Source organism: Streptomyces canus 299MFChir4.1, from assembly GCF_000383615.1.
Classification (GTDB): Bacteria; Actinomycetota; Actinomycetes; order Streptomycetales; family Streptomycetaceae; genus Streptomyces; species Streptomyces canus_C.
In genome coordinates, this window is sequence record NZ_KB911610.1 from 77184 (window position 1) to 100682 (window position 23499).

General features: G+C 71.7%; 25 protein-coding genes. 14 read left to right on the forward strand and 11 right to left on the reverse strand.

All coding sequences use genetic code 11. The annotated features are described in order from the left end of the window. Positions 1-5: 5 nt before the first annotated feature. Entirely contained in the window at positions 6-854 is an 849-nt protein-coding gene (locus tag H293_RS0137750) for a nitroreductase/quinone reductase family protein (protein WP_020122978.1), read from the reverse strand. A 157-nt stretch (positions 855-1011) separates the two neighbouring features. Here H293_RS0137750 and H293_RS0137755 point away from each other — a divergent pair, with 157 nt between their 5' ends. From H293_RS0137755 to H293_RS0137765, 3 genes are read left to right on the forward strand one after another with little or no spacing between them, the layout of a single operon-like run. After that, positions 1012-1635, forward strand: a complete 624-nt coding sequence (locus H293_RS0137755; protein WP_020122979.1) for an RraA family protein — start codon at positions 1012-1014, stop codon at positions 1633-1635. Between the two features lie 37 nt (positions 1636-1672). Further along, a complete protein-coding gene (locus H293_RS0137760; RefSeq protein ID WP_020122980.1) occupies positions 1673-2194 on the forward strand; it encodes an HAD domain-containing protein in 522 nt (173 codons plus the stop codon). A 52-nt stretch (positions 2195-2246) separates the two neighbouring features. Then, positions 2247-2972: a class I SAM-dependent methyltransferase gene (locus tag H293_RS0137765; RefSeq protein WP_020122981.1), complete on the forward strand. Its 726-nt coding sequence runs from the start codon at positions 2247-2249 to the stop codon at positions 2970-2972. Between the two features lie 67 nt (positions 2973-3039). On the opposite strand, the gene H293_RS0137770 is transcribed toward H293_RS0137765, so the two are convergent. After that, a complete protein-coding gene (locus H293_RS0137770; protein WP_020122982.1) occupies positions 3040-3780 on the reverse strand; it encodes a VOC family protein in 741 nt (246 codons plus the stop codon). An 89-nt stretch (positions 3781-3869) separates the two neighbouring features. Between H293_RS0137770 and H293_RS0137775 the strand changes: the two genes are divergently transcribed. Further along, a complete protein-coding gene (locus H293_RS0137775) occupies positions 3870-4910 on the forward strand; it encodes a hypothetical protein (RefSeq protein WP_020122983.1) in 1041 nt (346 codons plus the stop codon). Between the two features lie 69 nt (positions 4911-4979). On the opposite strand, the gene H293_RS0137780 is transcribed toward H293_RS0137775, so the two are convergent. From H293_RS0137780 to H293_RS0137795, 4 genes are all read right to left on the reverse strand, one after another. After that, the gene (locus tag H293_RS0137780; protein WP_020122984.1) at positions 4980-5645 is read right to left on the reverse strand and encodes a dihydrofolate reductase family protein; all 666 of its coding nucleotides are present in this window, start codon (positions 5643-5645) and stop codon (positions 4980-4982) included. Further along, the gene (locus H293_RS0137785) at positions 5645-6181 is read right to left on the reverse strand and encodes an SRPBCC family protein (RefSeq protein ID WP_020122985.1); all 537 of its coding nucleotides are present in this window, start codon (positions 6179-6181) and stop codon (positions 5645-5647) included. Before H293_RS0137785 ends, H293_RS0137780 begins: the two co-directional genes overlap by 1 nt. Next, positions 6165-6527 carry an ArsR/SmtB family transcription factor gene (locus H293_RS0137790; protein WP_020122986.1) on the reverse strand — a complete coding sequence of 121 codons (363 nt, stop codon included), beginning with the start codon at positions 6525-6527 and terminating at the stop codon, positions 6165-6167. The genes H293_RS0137785 and H293_RS0137790 overlap by 17 nt, the downstream gene beginning before the upstream one ends. 393 nt (positions 6528-6920) lie before the next feature. Next, complete coding sequence (locus H293_RS0137795) at positions 6921-8138, reverse strand: MFS transporter (protein ID WP_020122987.1); 1218 nt, start codon at positions 8136-8138, stop codon at positions 6921-6923. A 634-nt stretch (positions 8139-8772) separates the two neighbouring features. On the opposite strand from H293_RS0137795, the gene H293_RS0137800 reads away from it, so the two are divergent. From H293_RS0137800 to H293_RS0137830, 7 genes are all read left to right on the forward strand, one after another. After that, a complete protein-coding gene (locus H293_RS0137800) occupies positions 8773-10119 on the forward strand; it encodes a flavin-containing monooxygenase (RefSeq protein WP_020122988.1) in 1347 nt (448 codons plus the stop codon). Next, positions 10116-10994, forward strand: a complete 879-nt coding sequence (locus tag H293_RS0137805) for an SDR family NAD(P)-dependent oxidoreductase (RefSeq protein WP_020122989.1) — start codon at positions 10116-10118, stop codon at positions 10992-10994. Before H293_RS0137800 ends, H293_RS0137805 begins: the two co-directional genes overlap by 4 nt. A gap of 2 nt (positions 10995-10996) precedes the next feature. Continuing rightward, on the forward strand, positions 10997-12448 hold the full coding sequence (locus H293_RS50720) for an aldehyde dehydrogenase family protein (protein ID WP_051138211.1): 1452 nt from the start codon (positions 10997-10999) through the stop codon (positions 12446-12448). 60 nt (positions 12449-12508) lie between these two features. Next, a complete protein-coding gene (locus H293_RS50725) occupies positions 12509-13615 on the forward strand; it encodes an AraC family transcriptional regulator (RefSeq protein ID WP_020122991.1) in 1107 nt (368 codons plus the stop codon). Positions 13616-13735: 120 nt separating this feature from the next. Beyond that, entirely contained in the window at positions 13736-14323 is a 588-nt protein-coding gene (locus H293_RS0137820; protein WP_020122992.1) for a helix-turn-helix domain-containing protein, read from the forward strand. A gap of 89 nt (positions 14324-14412) precedes the next feature. Continuing rightward, entirely contained in the window at positions 14413-15087 is a 675-nt protein-coding gene (locus H293_RS0137825; RefSeq protein WP_020122993.1) for a hypothetical protein, read from the forward strand. Positions 15088-15230: 143 nt separating this feature from the next. Beyond that, complete coding sequence (locus tag H293_RS0137830) at positions 15231-15569, forward strand: DUF2516 family protein (protein ID WP_030318102.1); 339 nt, start codon at positions 15231-15233, stop codon at positions 15567-15569. Positions 15570-15657: 88 nt separating this feature from the next. On the opposite strand, the gene H293_RS0137835 is transcribed toward H293_RS0137830, so the two are convergent. The 3 genes from H293_RS0137835 to H293_RS0137845 form a co-directional block, all read right to left on the reverse strand. Beyond that, the gene (locus H293_RS0137835) at positions 15658-16962 is read right to left on the reverse strand and encodes a PP2C family protein-serine/threonine phosphatase (RefSeq protein WP_020122995.1); all 1305 of its coding nucleotides are present in this window, start codon (positions 16960-16962) and stop codon (positions 15658-15660) included. A gap of 274 nt (positions 16963-17236) precedes the next feature. Further along, positions 17237-18310, reverse strand: a complete 1074-nt coding sequence (locus tag H293_RS0137840; RefSeq protein WP_020122996.1) for a C40 family peptidase — start codon at positions 18308-18310, stop codon at positions 17237-17239. A gap of 387 nt (positions 18311-18697) precedes the next feature. Then, complete coding sequence (locus tag H293_RS0137845; RefSeq protein ID WP_199790241.1) at positions 18698-19528, reverse strand: class I SAM-dependent methyltransferase; 831 nt, start codon at positions 19526-19528, stop codon at positions 18698-18700. A gap of 226 nt (positions 19529-19754) precedes the next feature. On the opposite strand from H293_RS0137845, the gene mshA reads away from it, so the two are divergent. Together mshA and H293_RS0137855 are read left to right on the forward strand one after the other, a co-directional pair. Further along, entirely contained in the window at positions 19755-21092 is a 1338-nt protein-coding gene (gene mshA, locus H293_RS0137850; protein WP_020122998.1) for a D-inositol-3-phosphate glycosyltransferase, read from the forward strand. Then, positions 21085-21585 carry a type III secretion system chaperone family protein gene (locus H293_RS0137855; RefSeq protein ID WP_020122999.1) on the forward strand — a complete coding sequence of 167 codons (501 nt, stop codon included), beginning with the start codon at positions 21085-21087 and terminating at the stop codon, positions 21583-21585. Before mshA ends, H293_RS0137855 begins: the two co-directional genes overlap by 8 nt. A gap of 22 nt (positions 21586-21607) precedes the next feature. Here the strand turns inward: H293_RS0137855 and H293_RS50730 are convergent, their stop codons facing one another. Next, the gene (locus tag H293_RS50730) at positions 21608-22132 is read right to left on the reverse strand and encodes a hypothetical protein (protein ID WP_199790242.1); all 525 of its coding nucleotides are present in this window, start codon (positions 22130-22132) and stop codon (positions 21608-21610) included. A gap of 9 nt (positions 22133-22141) precedes the next feature. Beyond that, positions 22142-22990, reverse strand: coding sequence for a helix-turn-helix transcriptional regulator (locus H293_RS0137865; protein ID WP_020123000.1), 849 nt, complete (start codon positions 22988-22990; stop codon positions 22142-22144). 49 nt (positions 22991-23039) lie between these two features. On the opposite strand from H293_RS0137865, the gene H293_RS0137870 reads away from it, so the two are divergent. Then, on the forward strand, positions 23040-23465 hold the full coding sequence (locus tag H293_RS0137870; protein WP_020123001.1) for a DUF2000 domain-containing protein: 426 nt from the start codon (positions 23040-23042) through the stop codon (positions 23463-23465). The last annotated feature ends 34 nt before the right edge of the window (positions 23466-23499 follow it).

Sequence of the window (23499 nt, forward strand, 5' to 3'; positions counted from 1 at the left end):
TCAGGTCAGGGGTGTGCGAGCAGTGGGATCAACTGTTCCTCCTCGTAGGTCAGATGGGCCTCCAGCTCGGCCGTCAGGCGGTCGACCTCCGTGCGGACGGAGTCGAGGTCCGTGCCGGCGAGGGTCTGCCGCAACTCCTCGACCAGCGCGGCGATGTGTTCGTGCTCGGCACGCAGCCGGTCGAGGGCCGGGGCGGCCTCCGGGTGGCGGTCGGCCAGGAACGGGAACATCGCCATGTCCTCACCGGTGTTGTGGTTGTGCAGGCCCTGGCAGAACGTCAGGCAGTTGACGCGGAGTTGGGCGCCGAGCGTGGAGGTGCCGCCGCCTGCCGCCAATTCCTTTCGGATGAGGGCCAGTTCGCGGCGGAAGACGTCATGGACGAGCTTGATGGCCTGGCCCGGTGAGGAGGCGTTGATGTTCGGCGGGCCCGGGCGGGCGATCTCGTGCAGGGCGACCACGGGGAGGACCCGGTCGGTCTTCTCCTGGTACACGGCCCAGCCGCGGTCCGCCTCCACGGCCCGCGCGAAGGCTCGGTCCCGTTCCTCGCCGGCCAGGACGACGGCCTCCGCCTCGTACGTGAACACCCCGCTTTCCACGGTGACCTGGGGGTGCGCGACGAGGTTGCGGTACCAGTCGGGGTGGCGGGGCGCGCCGCCGGCCGAGGCGATCACGAGGATGCGGTCGCCGCCGTCGGGAAGATAGCCGACGGGAGTGGTGTGCGGGGTGCCGGTGCGGGCGCCGGTGGTCGTGAGGAGGATCAGGCGGCCGCCCTCGAAGGGGCCGCCGACCCGGCCGTGGTGCGCGCGGAACTCGTCGATGATCCGCTGGTTGAAGTCCTGGACGGGGTGGGGCACTCTCTCTTCTTTCTCTCGCTGGTCTTCATGGAGGCGAAGGCGGAGAGAAAGGGGCGGGCTCCTGGCCCGCCCTGGCCTCATTCAGAGGCCGGGCACCCAACTCGCTCACGGCACAAGGCCGACCCGGCAGTCATGCACGCACGGTAACGTCCGGGGCATGATCGAGACCACCGAGTTTGCGGACATTCCCACGACCACTCTGGCCGATCTGCTCGGTCGCGACCGGGTCATGGACATCGGGATACGGCCGTTGTGGGGGCCGGTGCCAAGGGTCGCGGGGCCGGCGTTCACCGTACGGTGCCCTCCCGGCGACAACCTCATGCTGCACGCGGCGATCCACCGGGCGCCGGCCGGCTCGGTGATCGTGGTCGAGTCGGGAGACCTCGACCACGCCCTGGCCGGCGGGAACGTGTGTGCGGTTGCGCAACAGCGGGGGGTTGCCGGGTTCGTCCTCGACGGGCTGATCCGGGACCTGGCCGAGGTGCGGGAGGCCCGTTTCCCCGTCTTCGCACGGGGTGTCATCCCGATCCCGGGCGCGAAGAACGCCGTGGCGCCGCTGGGCGGGGGCGTGCGGTGCGGCGGAGTGCGGGTCGAGGCCGGGGACGTGGTGGTCGCCGACGAGGAGGGGGTCGTGGCGGTCCCCGCCGCGCGGCGGGCCGACATCCTCGCCGGTGCCCGCGCCAAGCTGGCGAAGGAGGCGGCCGAGACGCTCGACGACTGGGAGGCGGCGCACCGGGCTCGTATCGACGAGATCCTCGCGCAGGGCGGGTTCGAGGGTTGAGGGCCGAGGGTTGAGGGCTGAGGGCTGAGGGCTGAGGGTGCTTCTCTTTCTGGACGTCGACGGGACGCTGCTGCCGTTCGGGGCGGCGGGGCCGTATCCGCTGTACGAACCGGCCTTTCCGACGACCGGGCCCGTCACCGGTCATTCGCTGCCCGGGCCCGTCACCGATCATCCGCTGCTGGCGCGCGTGGACCCAGCGCTCGGTGCGCGTCTGGCGTCGCTCGGCTGTGAGCTGGTGTGGGCCACGACCTGGGGTGACGATGCCAACACCGTCCTGGCGCCCTGGCTCGGGCTGCCCCGGCTGCCGCTCGTGGACTGGCCGGACTCGGACGACGATGAGGAGCGGTCCGGCCTGCACTGGAAGACCCGCTCCCTCGTCTCCTGGGCGGCCGGACGGCCGTTCGTCTGGGTCGACGACGAGATCACCGACGCCGACCGGGCCTGGGTGGCGGCCCGTCATCCCGAACGGGCTCTCCTTCACCGAGTGGATCACCAAGTGGGCCTCACCGAAGGGGACTTCGCGGTGCTGGAGGGGTGGCTGGCGCGAGGGGGACGGTGAACCGGAGATATCGGGTGGCCGGCCGAACCCCGCTCCCCCTACGGTCGCCCGCATGGCTGACGAGGGTTTCACCCATCCACGGCTCGCCGCGATCTACGACGCGCTCGATCCCGATCGCAGCGACCTCGACGCGTATGTCCGCATGGTCGAGGAGTTCGGGGCGTGGCAGGTGCTGGATGTCGGCTGCGGGACAGGTGTGTTCGCGCTGCTGCTGGCCGGGCGGGGCGTCGAGGTCGTCGGAGTCGATCCCGCCCTGGCCTCGCTCGACGTGGCCCGGGGGAAACCGGGGAGCGAGCGGGTGCGCTGGATCCACGGCGACGCCCGCGAACTGCCCCCGCTGTGCGTGGACTTGGTGACCATGGCGGCCAACGTGGCCCAGCAGATCGTAGGAGCGGATGACTGGCGGGAGACGCTGCGGGGGGCGTACGCGGCGCTACGGTCCGGTGGGCGGTTGGTGTTCGAGACGCGGGACCCCGCGCGGCGGGCCTGGGAGGAGTGGAACCGGGAGACCTCGTACGCCGTGACGGACGTGCCCGGTGCCGGGGTGGTGGAGAGCTGGGTCGAAGTGACCCGTGTGGACGGGCAGTTGGTGACGTTCCGGTGGACCTATGTGTTCGCCTCGGACGGGCGGACGCTGACCTCGGACTCGACGTTGCGCTTCCGGGAGCGGGCGGAGGTCGAGGCGGAACTGGGCGCGCGGGGGTTCGTGGTGGAGGACGTACGTGACGCGCCGGACCGACCGGGCAGGGAGCTGGTCTTCGTGGCGCGGCGCCCCTAGAGACGGCACAGGACCACCCAGCGGTGCGGTGACATGCGGCCTCGGCGGGTCTCGTGGGGAGTCCGGGTCAGGGCCGGGCGAGGACGCAGAACTCGTGGCTCTCCGGGTCGGACAGGCATGTCCACGGGACGTCGCCCTGGCCGAGGTCGAGGTCGGTGGCGCCGAGGGCGCGCAGCCGGTCCACCTCCGCGGCCTTGTCGTCACCCGGGTACGGCAGCAGGTCGAGGTGGACGCGGTCCGGCACGGTCTTCACGCCGGGCGTACGGAGGAACTCGAGATACGGGCCGCCCCCCTCGGCGGAACGCAACACCGCCTGATCGCCGGTCACCTCGTGCGGGGTCCAGTCCGTCGCCGCGCCCCAGAACCGGGCCATGGCCCGCGGATCCACGCAGTCCACGACCACGGCGGCGATCGGCCCGGTGTCCCGGTAGACCTCCCTGGGCTCCAGCACGCAGAACTCGTTGCCCTCGGGGTCGGCGAGGACCGTCCACGGCACATCGCCCTGGCCCACGTCGACGGGCCTCGCACCGGCGGCCTCCAGACGCGCGACCAACTCCGCCTGATGGGCCGCGGAGGTGGTGGCGAGATCGAGGTGCACCCGGTTCTTCGTCGCCGACTTGGGTTCCGGGAAGGGAACGACGTCGATCCCCAAGGCGACCGGGTCCGGCCACACGAGCCCGCCCGCGGGGCCGACGTAGGTGGTCACACCGGGACGGTAGGCAGTCCACCCGAGCGCCTCCGCCCAGAACAGGCCGACCGCCAACGCGTCAACAGCCTTGATGTTCACCTGAACGGGTCGCAGCGCCATGGCGGTGATCCTATGCAGTCGTCTCGCGGGGTTACCCCGCCCGCCTGCTCCTGCCGACGGGGGCAGGGGCCGCCATAGACTTCCGCGCCATGGAAGAGATCTTCGAGCTCGGTGAGATCAGCTGCCCGTCGGGGGACCTGGTCGTCATCGACGGGGGCCACCTGGGCCTGTGGAGCGGAGAGCGGTCGCCGGCGGAGATCGACCCCGCCCTTCTCGGCATCGACGACGCGGATATGGCCGACGACGTCCTCGGTGCGGTCGACTTCACCGTCGTCGGCCCGGACGCGTCGGAAGCGGTCCGGAGCTTCGACCGGCAGCCGGGCGTGTTGCTCCATGACATCCCGGCCTCCCGGGCGGCGGAGCTCGGGGCCCGGTTCGAGGAACACTGTCTGGCTGTCGGCCTGGACGCTCGCTTGGAGGCGTTGCCGCGTCGCGAACCACATGCGCGACGGGTGCGCCGGACTGCTGCTGGAGGCGGCGGCAGCTTCCTGATGTTCGGGGTGCCCGTCGTCGCGGTGGGCGGCGTGCCCCGCGACCGGCGTCTGCCGGTGCTGGCCTCGCGGGTCGACCTCGGCGGCGGGGTGGGGCCGCGCTGGTCAGAGATATCGGTTCGGACGGGCGACGCCCCGGTGGAGTCGTCCGCACTGCTCGGTGTCATCGGAGTCGACTGGGCGCGGGTGCTCTTCGGTGATGCCGATGCCCTGAATTCCTGGCAGCACGAGGAGCCTGTGGACGGCTTGGCCGACGTCGCGTTCTGGGGCGCTGCGGCAGAAACGGCTGCTACCAGGTTCGCGGCTCCCGAACTGGGCGAACCCGGCGAGGAAGGTGTCCGCGGCTGGCGCGGGCTGGCTGTGCCGGAGGCGCTGGAGAAGGCCCGCGCTCTGCTGCGCTGGAAGGAGGAGAGCGGAGGCCGCATGATGGTGGACTTCCGGCCGCACTCCCACCACTGGGAGGTGATGCGCCAGGTCCGCGCCTCCGAAGCAGAAGTCGGCACTGTGGACATCGGTGACGCCCGGCTTCTCTGCGCGATGACGAGTTGGGGTGACGGGTACTTCCCGGTGTTCGCCGACCGTGATCCGTCAGGTGCCGTTGTCGCCGTGCGGGTGAGGTTCGCCGAGCTGCCCGAGTAGGAAGGACGCCAGGCACCGGGACCTGCGCCGGCACCACGTTCTCCGAGAAGGCGGACAGCGTTTCGCGGACTAGCGTTTCGCGACGGTGTACGTCAGGTGCGTCACCCGGGACGAGCCGTCCGAGCGGGTCTGGTCGAGGGTGAGGCGGTCGGGGTCCACGTGCTCGAACAGGCGGATGCCGGTGCCGAACAGGACGGGTGCGAGGGTGATCGAGAACTCGTCGATCAGTCCGCTGTCCAGGTACTGCTGGATCGTCTCGGCGCCGCCCGCGATGCGCACGTCCCGGTCGCCGGCGGCCTCGCGGGCCCGGAGCAGCGCGCTCTCGATGCCGTCGTCGACGAAGTGGAAGGTGGTGCCGCCCGGCCGCTCCCACGGATCGCGCCCGGTGTGGGTGACGACGAACACCGGGGTGTGGAACGGCGCCTCCTCAGGCCAGGCCAGCTCGCCGGCGTCGAACATCCGCTTGCCCATGACGCTCGCGCCGGTGCGCTCGTACGTGGCCCGTGCGATGTCGTTGTCGAGGCCTTCCTCGCCGCCCTCGCCGAGCTTGAGGTTCTCCCGGAACCAGCGCTGCGGGAACAGCCACGCCTGCAGCTCCGACCACTTCGCCAACCAGCGCTGGGCCCTTGGGTCCTGGTGGCCTTCGGGCGAGAACACGTACTCGACGGGTACGGCCTCGGGCGCCATGAAGCCGTCCAGCGACATCGTCACACTGAAGAACACCTTGCCGGCCATCAGCTCTCCGCTCCCTTCGGGACGGTCTCGTCCCGGTCGGTGTCGCTCCCGGTGAGGTCGGCGACGTAGGCCGCCAGGTTGCGCAGGGTCTGCTCGCCGCCCTCGATCGCGTGGTACTTCTCCACGGCCTCGTCGCGGAGTTCCTTGCTCGGAAACAGCGTGCGCATCACGATCCGGGTCCGCTCGCCGGCCGGCTCGAAGGTCAGGACCGACTCGAAGGCGTTCGGGTCGTCGCGGGACTCGCCGTGCAGCAGCGCGATCCGCTCCGGCGGGACGATCTCCCGCCAGGTGATCCACTCCTGGTAGTCGGTTCCGTCCGGCCCGTGCATCACGAAGTCCCAGGCGCCGCCGACGCGGAACTCGAAGGCCCGCGTGGTGGTCGTGAACCCTTCCGGACCCCACCACCGCGACAGGTGCCGGACCCGGGTGAACGCCTCGAACACCACCTCCCGCGGGGCGCTGATCGTCCGGGCGATCACGATCTCGCGGTCCGCGGTCGGGTGCGCGGCCTCGCCGCCGCTACTGGTCGTCGCCATCGTGTGGTCCCTCCTGCGTCGCCTGCCGCAACTCCTGCACGTACTCGTCCAGCCGGTCGAAGCTCTCGCTCCAGAACCGCTCGAAGCCGCCCAGCCACTCGTGCAACGGCCGCAGCCCGCGGGCGTCCAGACCGTACAGCCGCTGCCTGCCCGCCCCCCGGACCCGCACCAGCCCTACCTCCCTCAGGACCCGCAGGTGCTTGGACGCCTGCGGCTGGGTCATCCCGAGGTCCCGCGCCAGGTCGGTCACCGGCCGCTCACCGAACCGCAGCAGCACCAGGATCTCCCGGCGCTGCGGTTCGGCGATCGCGTTGAACGCGTCCGAGGTCGTCGCCGCTCGTGCCATGGGACCATCGTATGCCTATATCGGAATGTGTGACCACTCGCGCGATCGGTGACAGGGCCGAGCCGAGCTCCGGCTGGGTCAGCCGGCCATGCCAGGCGACCTCATCGGGATCGGTGACCACGGCATCCGGCACCGACGAGCGACAGGGTGTCCGGCCACTTCTTGATCTTGCGCGGTTCGCCGCCCTCGACGCTGTTGCCGAGCCGGAAGCAGACCTTCTGCCATTCCGGGCCGCCGTACCCCAGGGACCGCCGGTGCCTGGCTGGGCATGAGAACCGAGTCGAGGCGCGGAGCGTCCGGGACCGGCCGGTCGGGCGGACATCGCGGTCAGGGCCTGCGACCTCTGTCCACGGCCACGGGGAGGACGTGGGCCGGGCCCGGGCGGCGGGTTGTTCACGCATGCGGCGGCCCGGGTGCCGTCGGGCGGAAGAAGCGCGCCATGGTCACCAGGGCCACGGCGAGGGCAGCGGGTATCGCGTAGGCGATGCGGAAGTGGCCCGTAGCCCCCAGACCCCCGCTCGCGCCGGCTCCGACGAGCACGCCGACGTAGTTGAAGACATTGAGCCGGGCCAGCACCGTCTCGGGGGCACCGGGTCGCAGCCGGCCGGCCGCGGCGACGCACAACGGGATCAGCGCGGCGACTCCGAGGCCCGCGCAGCATGCCGCGACGACCGCGTACGGCCAGCTCGGGGCCACCGCCAGACCGGCCAGGGCGACGGCCGCGAGCAGGGCCGCGGCGCGGACCACCGCCACCGGCCCGACCCGGCGCACCATGAGGTCGGCGCCCGCCCGGCCGGTCACCGTGCCCGCCTGGTAGGCCGCGTACGCGAGCGGCGCGGCGGCCAGGGACGCGGCGAGCGTGTGGTGAAGGTAGGCCGTCGACCAGGCCGAGATCGTGGAGTCGACGACGTAGGCGACGAGCAGAACGACACCGAAGGGGACGAGCCGCGCCCACACCCGCCGCCCCGGGATCTCGTCGTCCGGCGCAGGTCGGTCGCTGGACGAGGAGGGCACGGGCGCGAGGGCGTGGGGCCGGACGGTCAGCGCCAGGAGGGCCACGAGTACGGGGTGCGCGGTCAGGACGTACTGGACAGGCCAGCCCAGCCGGGAAAGGCCCGCCGTCAGCAGCGCGGCTGCCACGCCCGCGGCGCTCCATGCGGCGTAGAAGGAGGAGAGGATGCTGCGCCCGTAGTGGCGTTCGACGGTGGCCGCGCGGGTGTTGACGGACACGTCGATGGCGCCCAGCGCCAGCCCGAAGAGGACGTACGCCGCCGAGGCGGCGGCCCGGCCGGGTGCCCACGCCACGGACAGCAGGGTCGCGGCCGCGGTCAGCACCGCCGCGCGCATGACGGCGACGGGACCCCAGCGGCGTACGGCGGCCAGACCCGCGAAGCTGCCGACACCCGCAGCCAGGGTCAGGGCGATCGTGAGGGCGGTCATCGCCAGGGACGACAGCCCCAGACGGCTCTCCACGGCGGGCACGGTGGTGGACACGGCGGCCACCGCCACGCCCTGAGCGGCGAACACCGTGGCCGTGACCCGACGGGCTCCCGCGAGCGAGCCGCCGCTCGCGGACCGGGGCGGAGCCGTCGCTCCGACGGATGCGGTCATGGGGGACCCTCTTCCTGACACGGACCGTGGACGGGCCGGCGTGCGCGAATGGGAGCAACGGTAGAAATCCGAACCGACTCGCTGGAGGGCACCGACGGCCACACGGGGGACCCTGGCGGCCAGCAGCGGGCGGCCCGGGGCCGGTAGCCGATGACTTCGGCCTCAACAGCCCACGCCGGCCGGTGTCGGGGAACCGACGGTTCGAGTGGCCGGGAGCCGATGGCTCGGGTGGCCGGAAGGCGCCAGCCCAGGAGCCAGGAGCGAAGCGAGCGGACCGAGGAACCGACAGCCCGAACAACCGGGAGCCGACGGCCCGGGCGACCAGGAGCCAACAGCCCCATGGCCAAGAGCGAAAGGCCCAGGGGCAGGGACCGAGGGCGCGCGCGGCCGGAAACGGGCGGCCGGGGGCCGGGAGCCGACAGCCCGGCAGTCGCGAAACCGACGGGCTGGGGGTGTCTCATGGGGCGGGTTCGCCGTCGGCCGGGTGGCAAGGGCATCGGTCTGTGGCGCGCCGGGACGGTCAGTGGGCTGGCCGCCGCAGCCCCCTTTGTGGCCGCACGGGCCAGTCCGCCGGTGCTTGCGCGCTGCCTAAGTTCCTCCCACGCCGAAAGTGGCGACGACAGGAGGTGGACTTGTGAAGGAGTCCGAATTCGACACGTGTGTCATCGGTGCCGGCCCCGCTGGGCTGGCGGTGGCACGGGCGCTCGGTGAGCGACGGCTTCCCTACACGCACATCGAGCGGCACACCGGTCCGGGTGGCCTGTGGGACATCGACAACCCGGGCAGCCCGATGTACGAGTCAGCCCATTTCGTCTCCAGCAAGACCCTCTCGGGGTTCGGAGGCTGGCCGATGCCCGACCACTTCGCCGACTACCCGCCGCGGCGGCAGATCCTGTCGTATCTGACGTCGTTCGCCGACGCGTACGGGCTGTCGGAACGCATCGAGTTCGGCACCGCGGTGCGTGACGTGGCGAAGAACGCGGACGGCACCTGGACGGTCACCCGTGCCGACGGGCGCGCCAGCCGGCACGCGCAGGTGGTGGTCTGCACCGGCTCGCAGTGGCACCCCAGCATCCCCGAGATCCCGGGTGACTTCAGCGGCGAGATCCGGCACACGGTCGGCTACCGCAGCAGCGACGAACTGCGAGGCAAGCGAGTCCTGGTGGTCGGCGCCGGCAACTCCGGCTGCGACATCGCCTGCGACGCGGCCCGTGCCGCCGACCACGCGGAGATCAGCATGCGCCGCGGCTACTGGTTCATCCCCAAGCACCTGTTCGGCAGGCCCGTGGACACCCTCGAAGGCGTCGGTCCGCGGCTGCCGAAGTGGCTGGAGCAGAGGGTGTTCGGCGCGCTCCTGCGGATCGTCAACGGCGATCCGACCCGCCTCGGCCTGCAGAAGCCGGACCACAAGCTCTTCGAGACCCACCCCACGGTCAACTCGATGCTCCTGCACCACCTGCAGCACGGCGACATCACCGCGCGGCCGGGCGTCACGCGTGCCGAGGGCAGCACCGTCCACTTCACCGACGGCAGCAGCAACGACTTCGACCTGATCCTGATGGCGACCGGCTATGTGCACAAAGTGCCCGTCGCGCAGGCCTACTTCGGCGACGAGCAGCACCCCGACCTGTACCTGTCGTCGTTCTCCCGCGAGCACGAGGGGCTGTTCGGCGTCGGCTTCATCGAGACCAACTCCGGCGCCTACCAACTCTTCGACACCCAGGCGCAGCTGATCGCCGGCTTCGTCCAGGACACCCGCCGGGGCCTGCCGAACGCCGAGCGGTTCGCCCGCATGGTCCGCGGTGACCGCCCGGACCTGAGCGGCGGTCTGCGGTTCGTGGACTCCCCGCGCCACACCGGCTACGTCGACAGCGCCGCATACACCAAGTACGTCACCAAGGTCGCCGCCGCCATGGGCTGGCCCACCGAGGGCCGTCCGCCGGCCATGCGGGCCGTCGGCAGCAAGGAGACGGTGGCATGAGCGGCTACGACTACACCGGCAAGGTGATGCTGGTGACCGGTGGCGCGGGTGGCATCGGCAGCGCGCTGTGCCGGCGGTTCGCGATCGGCGGCGCGGTGTGCGTCGTCGCCGACATCGACGGTGAGCGCGCGCGGCGGGTCGCGGACAGCCTGCCCGGCACCGGTCACCTGGGCCTCGGCTGCGACCTGCTGGACCGGGCCGGGGTCGCGGACCTCTTCGAACGGGTCGGCGCCGAATTCGGCCGCCTAGATGTGCTGGTCAACAACGTCGGTATGACCAGCACCGAGCGGTTCGACGTGCGCCCGGTGGAGACCATCGAGCGGGAGATCGACCTCAACATGATCTCCCCGCTGGTGGCCACCCGCCTGGCCGTTCCCCTGCTGAGGGCCTCCGCCGATCCCCGCGTCGTCACCACGGTGTCCCTCGCCGGCATCTTCCCCCAGGGGGAGACTCCGATCTACGCGGCGTCGAAGTTCGGGTTGCGCGGCGCGATGCTGTCCATCGCCCTCGACCTGGGCACCAAGGGCATTCGTGTCGGCTCGGTGCTGCCGTCGGCCACCGACACCCCGATGCTGCGCCGGGAGGCCGTCGACGGCGGCAACTCCCTGCAGTTCCAGGACCCGCCGCAGCAGCCGTCCGACGTCGTCGCCGCGGTGGTGAGCCTGCTCGACCGGCCGCGGCTCGAAGCGTATCCACGCGTCGGTGAATCGCTCCTGGTCCGCTTCTCCATGCTGGTGCCGAACCTTCTCCCCAGCCTTCTCCCGCTCTTCCGCAAGCGCGGCGAACGCGGCCTGGCCCGGTATCTGGAGGACCTGCGGCGCAGAGGACTGGCCCGGCAGGTCGACGGCGGCTGGGAACTGGTGAAGGAGGCATGACCATGACCATGAACACGGACACGGACACGGACACGGACACCCGCCCGGACGACCGCCTGCTCACCGTCATCAATCCGGCCACCGGGGAGACCCTCGACACCCTGCCCGCCGCCACCGCGGGCGAGGTGGACACGGCCGTGGACCGGGCGCGCCGCGTCTTCGACAGCGGGGTGTGGGCGGCTCGGCCGCCCCGGGAGCGGGCCGCGGTCCTGTTGCGCCTCGCCGAACTGATGGAGCGCGACGCCGCGATCCTGGCCCGCCTGGACTGCGAGGACGCGGGCAAACCCATCACGGAGTGCCGTACCGGCGATGTGCCGGGCGCGATCGAGTCGATCCGCTGGTTCGCGGAGGCGGCCGACAAGGTCTTCGGCCGCACCGCCCCCACCGGCCACGACCACCTGGGTCTGATGAGCCGGGAACCCGTCGGAGCGGTCGCCGCCGTCCTCCCCTGGAACTACCCGCTCGCCATGGCCGCCTGGAAGATCGGGCCCGCCCTCGCCGCGGGCAACAGCCTGCTGCTCAAGCCTGCCGAGGCGACCCCGCGCTCGGCCCTCCACGTGGCCCGGCTGGCGACGGAGGCGGGACTGCCGGACGGCACCCTCGCCGTGCTGCCCGGCCACGGCGCGGAAGCCGGCCGGGCGCTCGCCCGCCACCCCGGGATCGGCGCACTCTCGTTCACCGGCTCGACGGCGACCGGACGGCGGATCCTGGCCGACGCCGCGGAGACCAACTTCAAGCGGGTCTCCCTGGAGATGGGCGGCAAGAGTCCCCAGGTGCTGATGCCGGACGCGCTCGACTTCGGCGTCGACCTCATCGACGACATGATCGCGGCCGCGTTCCTGACGATGGGCCAGAACTGCACGGCCGGCTCCCGGATCCTGGTCCACGAGGACATCGCCGCCGAGGTCGTCGCACGGTTCACGGCCGCCGCCGGGGCCCTGGTCATCGGCGACCCGGCCGAGCCGGACACCCGTATGGGACCGCTGATCAGCAGCGCGGCGCGAGACCGGGTCGCCCGCGCCGTGGACGAGGCGGTCGCCGCCGGAGCCGTGGCCCACACCGCCGGGCTGCCGGCGGGCCTGCACCCGCACGGGGCCTACTACCCGCCCACCGTCGTCGTCGGCGCCCCCGACGGCAGCCGGGTCCTCACCGAGGAACTGTTCGGTCCCGTGGTCACCGTCCAGACCTTCGCCTCCGAGCAGAAGGCGATCCGGACGGCGAACGCCACCCCTTACGGCCTTGCCGCCTCGCTGTGGACCCACGACCTCGACACCGCCTTCCGCCTCGCCCGCGGCATCCAGGCGGGAGTGGTCTCCGTCAACTCCTACAGCGAGGGCGACATCACCGCCCCCTTCGGTGGGTGGAAACAGTCCGGATTCGGCGGGGCGGAGCGGTCCACCGACGCCTTCGCGCAGTGGACCAGGGAGAAGACCGTCTGGATCCGTACCCGCTAGCGCGGCCGAAACCGGACGTGGCTGCCTAAAGTGGTCGCGAGTACGGCCCTGGAGAGACCCATGACCGAGGCACCCCGTCCGGAGAACGGCACCACCCGCAGCACGTCGGCGACGATCTCCCCGAACATTCTGCGCTACCTGGACCAGATCACCGAGGAGTACGGAGTCGACCTGAAGCCGGAACTGGCCCGGGTCGGTCTCACCGAGACCCTGATGCGCTCGGCGGCCCTGCACGTCTCGTACCGCCAGGGCAGTGCCGTCATCCGCCGCGCTGTCGAACTCACCGGGGACGAGAACCTGGGCCTGCGGGTAGGAGCCGCGCAGCACCTCACCGCCTGGGGGCTGGTGGGCTTCGCCATGCTCGCCAGCGACACCCTCCAGGTCGCCATCGAGGCGGGGGTGCGCTTCCAGAACGTGTCCGGGGCGATGACGGTCTGGTCGGCGGGCCGGGAGGGCTCCGGCTACGTGGTCCGAGCCGACCTCCCGGACCCGATGGTCGACCCGAACGTCGCCGTCTTCCTTGTCGAGGAGGCGTTCTCGAGCGTCGTCACCCTGGGCCGCCTCGCCGCCGACGCCGGCCTCGCACCCCAGGAGGTCCACTTCGCCTTCGCCGCCCCGCGCGACGTCCAGCCCTTCCACGACCTCTTCCGCTGCCCCCTGCACTTCGGCGCCTCCCACAACCGGCTGGTGGTACCGCAGGCATGGATCAACCGGCCGATGCCGGGCCGCGATCCGGTCACCTACGCCTCGGCCCTCGAACTCCTCGAAGGGCAGATGGCCTCCCGCCGTCGTCAGCAGGACCTGCTGGAAATCCTGGAGATCTCCGTCGCGCAGAGCCTCCCGGCCGTCCCCTCCTTCTCCGAGCAGGCCCGCATACACGCGTCGAGCGAGCGGACACTGCGCCGGCGCCTGGCCGGCTGCGGCACCTCCTATGAGGCGATCGTCGACGGCGTCCGCCGTGAGCGCGTCGAACAGCTCCTGCACCGCCCTCACCTCACCCTCCGCGAGGTGGCCCGCCAGGCGGGCTTCTCCGACGAACGCGCCCTGCGCCGCGCTGTCCGCCGCTGGCACGGCATGGCACCGTTGCAACTGCGCGAGGGCTTCTCCTCGGAGACGGCGGGAACAACGCCGAGTCAGGGGCGCGGGGAACTACGCGACCAGCCGTAACCGGTTGTCGTGCACATACGACACCTGTCGTGCTCAGGCGCAAGAGCCCACGGAGTGGCGTGACACACTATTGCAAGCGGCTGCTTGCAATAGTTAGCGCGAGTGGTGCACAGTGGACGCATGGCATCGCTCAACGTCGGCAATCTCGGTGACTATCTGCGTGAACAGCGGCGCACTGCGCAGCTGTCGCTCAGGCAGCTCGCCGATGCCGCCGGGGTGTCCAATCCGTATCTGAGCCAGATCGAGCGCGGGCTGCGCAAGCCGAGCGCGGAGGTGTTGCAGCAGGTCGCCAAGGCCCTGCGGATCTCCGCCGAGACGCTGTACGTGCGGGCCGGCATCCTCGACGCCGAGCGCGACCGGGACGACGTGGAGACACGTGCGGTCATCCTCGCCGATCCCACGCTCAACGAGCGGCAGAAGCAGGTGCTGCTCCAGATCTACGAGTCCTTCCGCAAGGAGAACGGCTTCGAGATCGCCCCGCCGGACGCGGCTCCCGCGCCGGGCGACGGGCAGAGCGACCTGTCGGACGACGGTACGGCGGACACCCGGGCGGACCTTCGGGACGACGACGTCCCGGCCGGCGGGGACCCCGACGGGACCACCGCGATACGTCAGGCCCGCCGGCCCCGCGGCACCCGCAAGCCCCGCACCACCAAGACCCCCAAGACCGACGGCAGCGACGCCGACCCGCAGCAGACGGCCAGTTGAGACCGACACGGTCCGACGGCCCGAGCACGCCGACAGGCACCGCGGGACCCAAAACCCTCATCAGAAAGCGACCCGGGAGGACCATCACCATGGCCATCACCGACGACATCCGCAAGGCCGTCAAGGACCCGACCCCGCTCTACTTCCTCGCCGGCGCCGGTGACCTGGCCTTCCAGGAGGCCAAGAAGGTGCCCGGCCTGGTGGAGCAGCTGCGCGCCGAGGCGCCGGCCCGTATCGAGGCCGTGCGCGGCACCGACCCGAAGGCGGTCCAGGAGAAGGCCCAGGCCCGTGCCAAGGAGGCCGGCGCCAAGGTCAAGGAGACGCAGGAGACCCTGCAGACCAAGGTCAACGAGTTCCTGGGCGCCCTCGACGGTGACCTGAAGAAGCTCGGCAGCACGCTCGACGCGGACCTGAAGAAGCTCGGCGAGTCCGCCCAGGACCTCGCCCTGCGCAGTGTCGGCGTCGCGGCCGAGTACGCCGTCAAGGCCCGCGAGGCCTACGAGAAGGTCGCCGAGCACGGCGAGCAGGCCGTCAAGACCTGGCGCGGCGAGGCCGCCGAGGAGATCGAGGAACTGGCGATCGCCGTCGAGCCGAACGCCGAGCCGGCCGAGGCCAAGGAGTCGGCGACCGTGACTCCGGTCGCGAAGCCGGTCACGCCCGCCACGGCCGCCGCCCCGGCCCAGGAGAAGAAGACGGCCCCCGTCGCGAAGAAGACGGCGCCGCGCAAGACCACCCCGGCGAAGAAGACCCCGCCCGCCAAGTAAGGCACCGCGGGACACGCAGGACGCCGGGCCGGGCACTTACCGAGTGCCCGGCCCGTTCTGCGGGTAGCGACCTTGCGGGAGCGGGTACGGTGACCGCGTAATCGCGAAATGACGAGCCGAGTCGGGTGGTGGACGTTGTGCTGATGCAGGGGTTCGCAGGCTTCATGTGGCTGCTGAGCATGGCCCTGATCGTTTTCAGCGGCTTCGCGCTGTTCGACGCGGCCATCCGCCGCGAGGACGCCTACCGAGCGGCCGACAAGAAGACCAAGCCCTTCTGGCTGATCATCCTCGGGCTCGCCTTCGTGGTGAACCTGATCTTCAACATCCTGTCGTTCCTGCCGATCATCGGCCTCATCGCGACGATCGTCTACATGGTCGACGTGCGCCCGGCGATCCGCGCCCTCCCGGGCGGCGGCCGCAGCGGCCGGGGCAGGGGTTCGAGCAGTGACGGCCCTTACGGCCCGTACAACGGGGGCCGCTAGAAACGCGCCCCGTCAGGGCGCGGAGCACTGAAGGGGACACCGGTCCGCTCCACCCCGGGCCGGCAACGCGCCGGGCCCCGCCGGCCCGTCACGTCTCCCGGTCGAGCAGGAGTACGGCCACGTCGTCCGCCAACTCGCCGCCGTTGAGGGACCGCACCTCGTTCACCGCGGCCCGCAGCAACGCCTCCCCGCGCAGCCCCTCGGAGAGCTGGCGGCGGATCATGGACACCATCCCGTCCTGGCCCAGCCGCTCCCCGCCCTCGCCGACGCGCCCCTCGATCAGGCCGTCGGTGTAGAGCATCAGACTCCACTCGGCCCCCAGCTCCACCTGCATCCGGGGCCAGCGGGCTCCCGGCAGCAGGCCCAGCGCGGGGCCGTTGTTGTCGTACGGCAGCAGCCGCGCGGGCCGCCCAGGCCGGGCCACCAGCGGCGACGGATGCCCGGCGAGACACAGTCCCGCCCGCCGTCCGTCCGGCGCGATGTCCACCGTGCACAGCGTCGCGAAGATCTCGTCGTCCGAGCGCTCGTGCTCCAGCACCTCCTGCAGCGTGCCGAGCAGCTCGTCCCCGCACAGCCCCGCCAGGGTCAGCGCACGCCAGGCGATCCGCAGCTCCACGCCGAGCGCCGCCTCGTCGGGGCCGTGCCCGCAGACGTCACCGATCATCGCGTGCACGGTCCCGTCCGGAGTCCGTACGACGTCGTAGAAGTCCCCGCCGAGCAGGGCCCGTGAGCGCCCGGGCCGGTATCGCGCGGCGAATCGCAGCGACGACCCCTCCAGCAGCGGTGTGGGCAGCAGCCCGCGCTCCAGGCGCCGGTTCTCCTGCGCCCGCACCCGGCCCTCGGCGAGCCTGCGCTCCGCCGTGTCGGAACGTTTCCGCTCGACCGCGTACCGGATCGCCCGGCTCAGCAGCCTGCTGTCCAGCTCGTCCCGGAAGAGATAGTCCTGGGCGCCCACCCGGACCGCCTCGGCGCCGCGCTCGGCGTCGCCGGAAGCGGTGAGCGCGAGGACGGCGTGCCGGGGTGCGAGCTCCAGGACATGGCGGAGTACGGCGAGCTCGTCGTCGTCGGGGGAGCGGCCGGGCGTGGGCAGCGCGAGGTCGAGCAGGATGCAGTGCACGTCATCCGTGAGCAGCCGCTCCGCCTCGGTGAGGTTGCGGGCGGTACGGACGCGGATCGGCTTGCCGGCGGAGTCCAGGAGCTCGGGGACGACCGTGGACCCGCCGGGATCGTCCTCGATCACCAGCAGGCTCAGTTGGGTGGCGCCGTTGTTGTCGACCGTGGCTTCCTTGCGCGGGGCTTCTTCCTTGGAGGGCTGGTGGTGCTGGGGTGCGGCCGGCGCCTGACCACTCTCCACGGCCGGGATCGCTCGCTGCCGCGGTATGGGTACGGGCATCGTCTTGGCTTCCTTCCCTCCCCCCGAGGGCATGGTGGAGCGAGGGACCTCGATCCACCGACGGGGACCATAGCGGGTGCCGGGCCGGGAAAGGAATGGCGTGAGACACCCCGCTTGGCCGGTGGCCACTGTCATATGCCGCGTTATGTACCGCAGTTGGACACGTTGGGAGTGTCGCGGGGATGACGAACGTCACGTTCGCGGAAGGTTTGTGAGGGCGTCAGAGGTGCCCCGCATCACATGACCCAGGTCTCACCCGGTCGTTCAGGGGCGCTCACGCGTCCGGCCGCACCACACCGAGTATCGGCATGGAGCCCGCCCCGGCGATCGTCACCGTCCGCCCGGGCCGCGGGGCGTGCACGATCGCGCCGTCGCCGAGGTACATCGCCACATGGCTGGCGTCGTCGAAGTAGATGATCAGGTCGCCGGGCCGCATGTCCTTGACGTCGACGTGCTTGAGCTGCTTCCACTGCTCCTGCGAGGTGCGCGGAATGGGCTTGCCGGCGCTGGCCCAGGCCTGTGAGGTCAGTCCGGAGCAGTCGTACGAGTCCGGGCCCTCGGCGCCCCATTCGTACGGTTTGCCGATCTGGGTCGTCGCGTAGTCGACGGCGGCCTTACCGGCCTCGCTCGCCTTGCCGCTGACCTCCTTGAGGACGCCGGAGTCCAGCCAGGCGGTCTGCGCCTGGTGGGCGGCCTGTTCCTCCAGTTCGGCGAGGCGCTTCTTCTCCTTCTCCTCCAGCCGGGACTCGAGCTTCTCGGCCGCCGCGATCTGCTGCTCGACCCTCTTCTTGGCCGTCGCCTTGGCCTTGCGGTTCGCCTCCAGCCTGGTCCACTGGGCAGAGGCGTCGGCGGCGTACTGCTTCAAGTCCTGCTGGGTCCGGGTCAGTTCCGCGATGAGCGCCTTGGTGGCGCGCTGGCCCTGGAGAACGCGGCCGGTGCTGTCCAGGAACTCCTGCGGATCGTCGCTCAGCATCAGCTGGGCCTCGTCCGACAGGCCGTAGGAGCGGTACTGGGCGGCGGCCGCGGCGCCCGCGCGGGCCTTCAGCTTCGCCAGCTTCTCCTGGCCCTTGACGATCTTCCGGGCCAGGGCGACGATCTGCGCGGACTGCTGCTCGGCCTTCTCCTCGGCGGCGTTGTAGGCGTCGGTGGCGACGGCCGCGTCGTGGTAGAGCGCGTCGAGCTGTTCGCGGACGGCTTCGATGTCCTTGTTGGTGACGGCCGTCGGTGAGGCGGTGGGAGAGGGCGTCGGGCTCGGGGCGGCGAAGGCGGTGCCGGGTGCCGCCAGCACGGCCACCGCGCCGATCACGGTCACGGCGGTAGCGATCAGACCGCGCTTGCCCGTCCCCATACCGTTGCCCCCAAAGCTGATTTACCGTCAGTAACTTACGGTGCTCGGGGGATCGTGCCACGTCACGGCGGAAAGTGACAGAGGCAGGCCTTCCCGGCGTATCCCCGCACGTCCCGGCGCTGCTCGGTGCCTCCCCCTCTCCCCGCCCCCCGAAGACGATCTCCCCGCCTTTGTGACGAACGACTCACCGAGATCGTTCCCTGGCAGGTCAGGGCTTCTGGAGGGATTCCCGGACGGTGTCCCGGAGTTCGGGTGGGGGAGGGCCGGAGTTCATGGGGAGGCGGCTACGGGACGCCGGAGTTCAGGCGAGCGGCACCCCGGCACGCGCGCGCGAGCGACTTCCAGCGCCCAACACACCGCCCCCAACCGCCCCCGTCACCCCCGAGCTCACCCCGCCGCCGCCCCACCCGGCGCCAACGCCCCCCACGCCACCGTCACTTCCCCCTGCCGCCACCGTGAAGGCCCGTCCGTCACCGGCCAGTCGGCCGTCAGGTCCCGCGCCGTGCGCATCCACCGTTGGCGGGCGCCGTAGGACGCGTAGGGTGCGGCGGCTGCCCACGCGCGGTCGAAGTCGCGGAGGAAGGAGTGCACCGGCTCGCCCGGCACGTTGCGGTGGATCAGTGCCTTCGGCAGCCGCTCGGCGAGGTCGGAGGGGCGCTCCAGCGAGCCCAGCCGGGTCGCGAAGGTGACCGTCCGCGGTCCCTCGGGGCCGAGCGCGACCCACACGTGCCGGCGCCCGATCTCGTCGCAGGTCCCCTCGACGAGCAGCCCGCCGCGCGACCCTCGCGCCGGATCGGCCGGAGCCAGCCGGGCGCACAGCCGCTCCCAGACGGCGGCCACGTCTGCCTCGTCGTACTGGCGCAGCACATTGGCCGCCCGGATGAGCAGCGGCCTCCGAGGGAGCGGGATCTCGAACCCGCCGTGCCGGAAGACGAGCCCCTCGCGTTCGTACGGCTTCGCGGCCGCCACCCGGGCCGGTTCGATCTCGACGCCGACCACGCGCGTGCGTGGAGCGTTCTCGCGGAGCCGGGCGAGCAGTTCCACGGCGGTCCAGGGCGCGGCGCCGTACCCGAGGTCGACGGCGACCGGGTCGGCGGCGCGGCGCAGCTCGGCGCCGTGCGTGTCCGCGATCCAGCGGTCCATGCGGCGCAGCCGGTTGGGATTGGTCGTCCCGCGCGTGACCGTGCCCACAGGGCGGGAGGCGGCGCGGGATGTCATGCCTAAGAGGGTATGCGCCGGGGACCCGGGTCACCGCGGGCGAGGCGTTCCCCTCATCGCACCGCACGGCCGACGCGGCCACTCGTCGAACGGTTGAGCGACCCTCGGTAATACCTCGGCAAAAACCGCTCCGTCCGGAATGGGAATGCCTCCCTCCGGTGTTGCCCCCGTCGGAGGGTGCCCCACGCCCTCCGTCCGGCATGCCCGCTGCAAGGAGGAACGCCACGTGAGCCAGTACGTCAGCAGGCTCCAGCGTCGCTCCCAGGCCGCACCCCACCGGTTGCGCCTGCACCGCCGCCCCCGCCGCGTCGCCATGCTCTCCGTGCACACCTCCCCGCTCCACCAGCCCGGCACCGGCGACGCCGGCGGCATGAACGTCTACATCGTCGAGCTCGCCCAGCGCCTCGCCGCGATCAACATCGAGGTCGAGATCTTCACGCGCGCGACGACCGGCGGCCTCCCGCCGACCGTCGAGATGGCTCCAGGCGTCCTGGTCCGCCACATCGACGCGGGCCCCTACGAGGGCCTCAACAAGGAGGACCTCCCCGCCCAGCTGTGCGCCTTCACGCACGGTGTGATGCAGGCGTGGGCGGGCCACCGCCCCGGCCACTACGACCTCGTCCACTCGCACTACTGGCTCTCCGGCCACGTCGGCTGGCTCGCCGCCCAGCGCTGGGGCACCCCGCTCGTGCACGCCATGCACACCATGGCCAAGGTCAAGAACGCCAACCTCGCCGACGGCGACAGTCCCGAGCCCGCCGCCCGCGTCATCGGCGAGACCCAGATCGTCGCCGCCGCGGACCGGCTCATCGCGAACACCGCCGAGGAGCGCGAGGAACTCGTCCAGCACTACGCCGCCGACCCCGCCAAGGTCGCCGTGGTCCACCCCGGTGTGAACCTCGACCGCTTCCGCCCCGCCGACGGCCGCGCCGCCGCCCGCGCCCGCCTCGGCCTCCCGCAGGACGCCCTGATCCCCCTCTTCGCGGGCCGCATCCAGCCCCTGAAGGCCCCGGACATCCTCCTGCGAGCCGTGGCGGTCCTGCTCGACCAGCGCCCCGACCTGCGCTCCCGCATCCTCGTCCCGGTCGTCGGCGGCCTCAGCGGCAGCGGCCTCGCAAAACCCGAGGGCCTGCAGAAACTGGCCTCCCGGCTCGGCATCGCCGATGTCGTACGGTTCCACCCGCCCGTCGGCCAGGAGCAGCTCGCCGACTGGTTCCGGGCCGCGTCCGTGCTCGTCATGCCCTCCTACAGCGAGTCCTTCGGCCTGGTCGCCATAGAGGCCCAGGCGGCCGGCACCCCGGTGCTCGCGGCGTCGGTCGGCGGGCTGCCGGTGGCCGTGGCCGACGAACAGACCGGATTCCTCGTACGCGGGCACGATCCGGCCGCGTACGCGCGCGTGCTGCGCGACTTCGCCGACAACCCGGCGCTCACGCCCCGCATGGGCGAGGCGGCCGCCCGGCACGCCCAGTCCTTCGGCTGGGACACCGCGGCCGCGGCGACGGCGGACGTGTATGTGGCCGCGGCGCAGTCGTACCGGCGTCACGTACGCTCCCACCATGGCTGAGGCAGAGAAGGCAGCGCAGGTCATCGAGGGCGTCCTCAAGGACACCGAGGTCGAGTGGGAGAGCCCCGCGCCCGGCAACTACGTCGTGCAGCTCCCCGGCACCCGCAAGCTCAAGACGACCGTCTCGCTCCTCGTCGGCCGCCACTCCCTGTCCCTGAACGCCTTCGTCATCCGCCACCCCGACGAGAACGAACCCGGCGTCCACCGCTGGCTCCTGGAGCGCAACCTCAAGCTCTACGGCGTGAGTTACGCCGTCGACCGGCTCGGCGACATCTACGTCACCGGCAAGCTCCCCCTCGCCGCGGTCACCGCCGACGAGGTCGACCGCCTCCTGGGCCAGGTCCTGGAGGCGGCCGACGGCAGCTTCAACACCCTGCTGGAGCTGGGTTTCGCCGCCGCGATCCGCAAGGAGTACGAGTGGCGGGTGGCGCGGGGCGAGTCGACACGCAACCTGGACGCGTTCGCGCATCTGACCCGGCGCTCGCAGGACTGACCCCGTTTTCGCTGAGCCAGGCCTAGTGGGGCGGCAGCGAGTCGGTCGGCTGGGGCTCGTTGGTCGGTTGGTGCGTCTCGCCGGGGCTCTCGGGCGGTGACTGCTTGTCCAGCTCGTCCGCGAACGCCCTTAGCGCGTCGGCGAGTTCCCTCTTGGTGGGCAACTCGTCGATCTTCCGGTCGAGTTCGGTGATACGGCGGTTGAGCTGCTCCAGCTCGCTCGGTGTGGAGGGCCCGTCCGTGGGGTCGTCCGTGACCGGGGGGTCGTCGGGGGACGTGGGGCTCGGGCTGGGGTCGGTGCCGCCGGAGGTGCCGGGGTCCGAGCCGCCGTCCGAGCCCTCGCTCAGGCCGACGCTGCCGCCGGAACCCACGTCCCCGGGATAGGTGGCCGACGCGCTCGGCTCGACGGTGGGCTCGTCGGCGGAGTTCGCCGCGATGGCGCCGCCGACACTGAGGGCCACCAGGGCGGTCGCGCCCGCGACGGTGACGGAAAGACGTCTGAACGGTAACGAGCGCCGACCGTCATCCATGTTCTGTCTGTCATCCATGCGGCGACGCTAACCGCCGCCGATCACCGGACGGGCGCCTTCCGTCGATCTCCTCGCACTCACCCGGTACCGCCCGGGCGTCACCCCCACCAACCGCTTGAAATGCCGGGTGAGATGGGCCTGGTCGTGGAACCCGGTGAGCGCGGCGACCTCCGCGGGACCGTCCCCCGCGAGCAGCAGACCCCGGGCCCGGTCGACCCGGCGCGAGGTCAGGTACTGGTGCGGTGCGATGCCGTAGGCGCTGCTGAACGCCCGTACGAGATGCGCCGGATGAGCCCCCAGGACCAACGCGGCCGCCTCCAGGGACAGTCCCGCCACGACCCGCTCGTCGAGGAGTTCGCGCAGCCGGCGGGCCAGGGCCGGGTCGCGGCGCGCAGGCTCGCCGTACGACCGCGGCCGCAGCAGAGTCCGCAGCCGGTCGCCGATGAGCGTCAGCCGGCTCTCGGCCTCGAACTCCTCGCCAGGCCCGCGCAGCGCCGTGTGCAACTGCCCCACCCGCTGCCGCAGTACGGGGTCCCGCAGGTCGGGGCCGTCGACGGCGGGCCCGATGAGCTCGTCGCCGAGGTGGGTCCGGTCGAGGTAGATAACCCGCTTGCGGAAGCCGTCGGGCGTGGCCGGCGAGCCGTTGTGCGGGACGTGCGGCGGCAGCAGCGACACGGTGTCGTCGGGCGTGCCGTGCTCGTGCCGGTCGAGGTCGTACCGTACGGCCCCGTCGTCCACGATGAGCAGCGTCCACGCCTCGTGCACGTGCATCGGGTACGCGTACTCGGTGAAGTGGGCGTGGAAGACCTCGGTGACGCCCGGGACGGCCGGGCGCCACGCGGTGACGTGCTGCGCGGGCAGGGTGGTGGCCGCCATGCAAAGAACGTACAAGACGAGGTCGTACGATGCCCGCCAGTCTCGACCCATGAGCACTGAACCCATCCGCTTCGACACCAAGATCGCCGTCCTGCTGCGCGAGGACCTGGAGACCTGGCAGCGCCTGAACGTCACCGCGTTCCTCGTCAGCGGCCTGGGCAGCCAGGCCCCCGAGGTGGTCGGCGAACCGTACGAGGACGCCGGCGGTGTGCCCTATCTGCCGATGTTCCGGCAGCCCGTGCTGGTCTTCGAGGGCACGAAGGAGACGCTGACGGCGGCCCACGCGCGCGTGCTGTCCCGCTCGCTCCCGCGCGCCCTCTTCACGAGCGACCTGTTCGCGACGGGCAACGACCGGGACAACCGCGCGGCGGTACGGGCGGTGGCCACGGCCGAGCTGGACCTGGTGGGGCTCGCGGTGTACGGGCCGCGCAACGCCGTGGACAAGGTGCTCAAGGGCGCGCGGATGCATCCGTGACGGAGGCCGTGCGGCTGGATCCGTGCCGGATCAG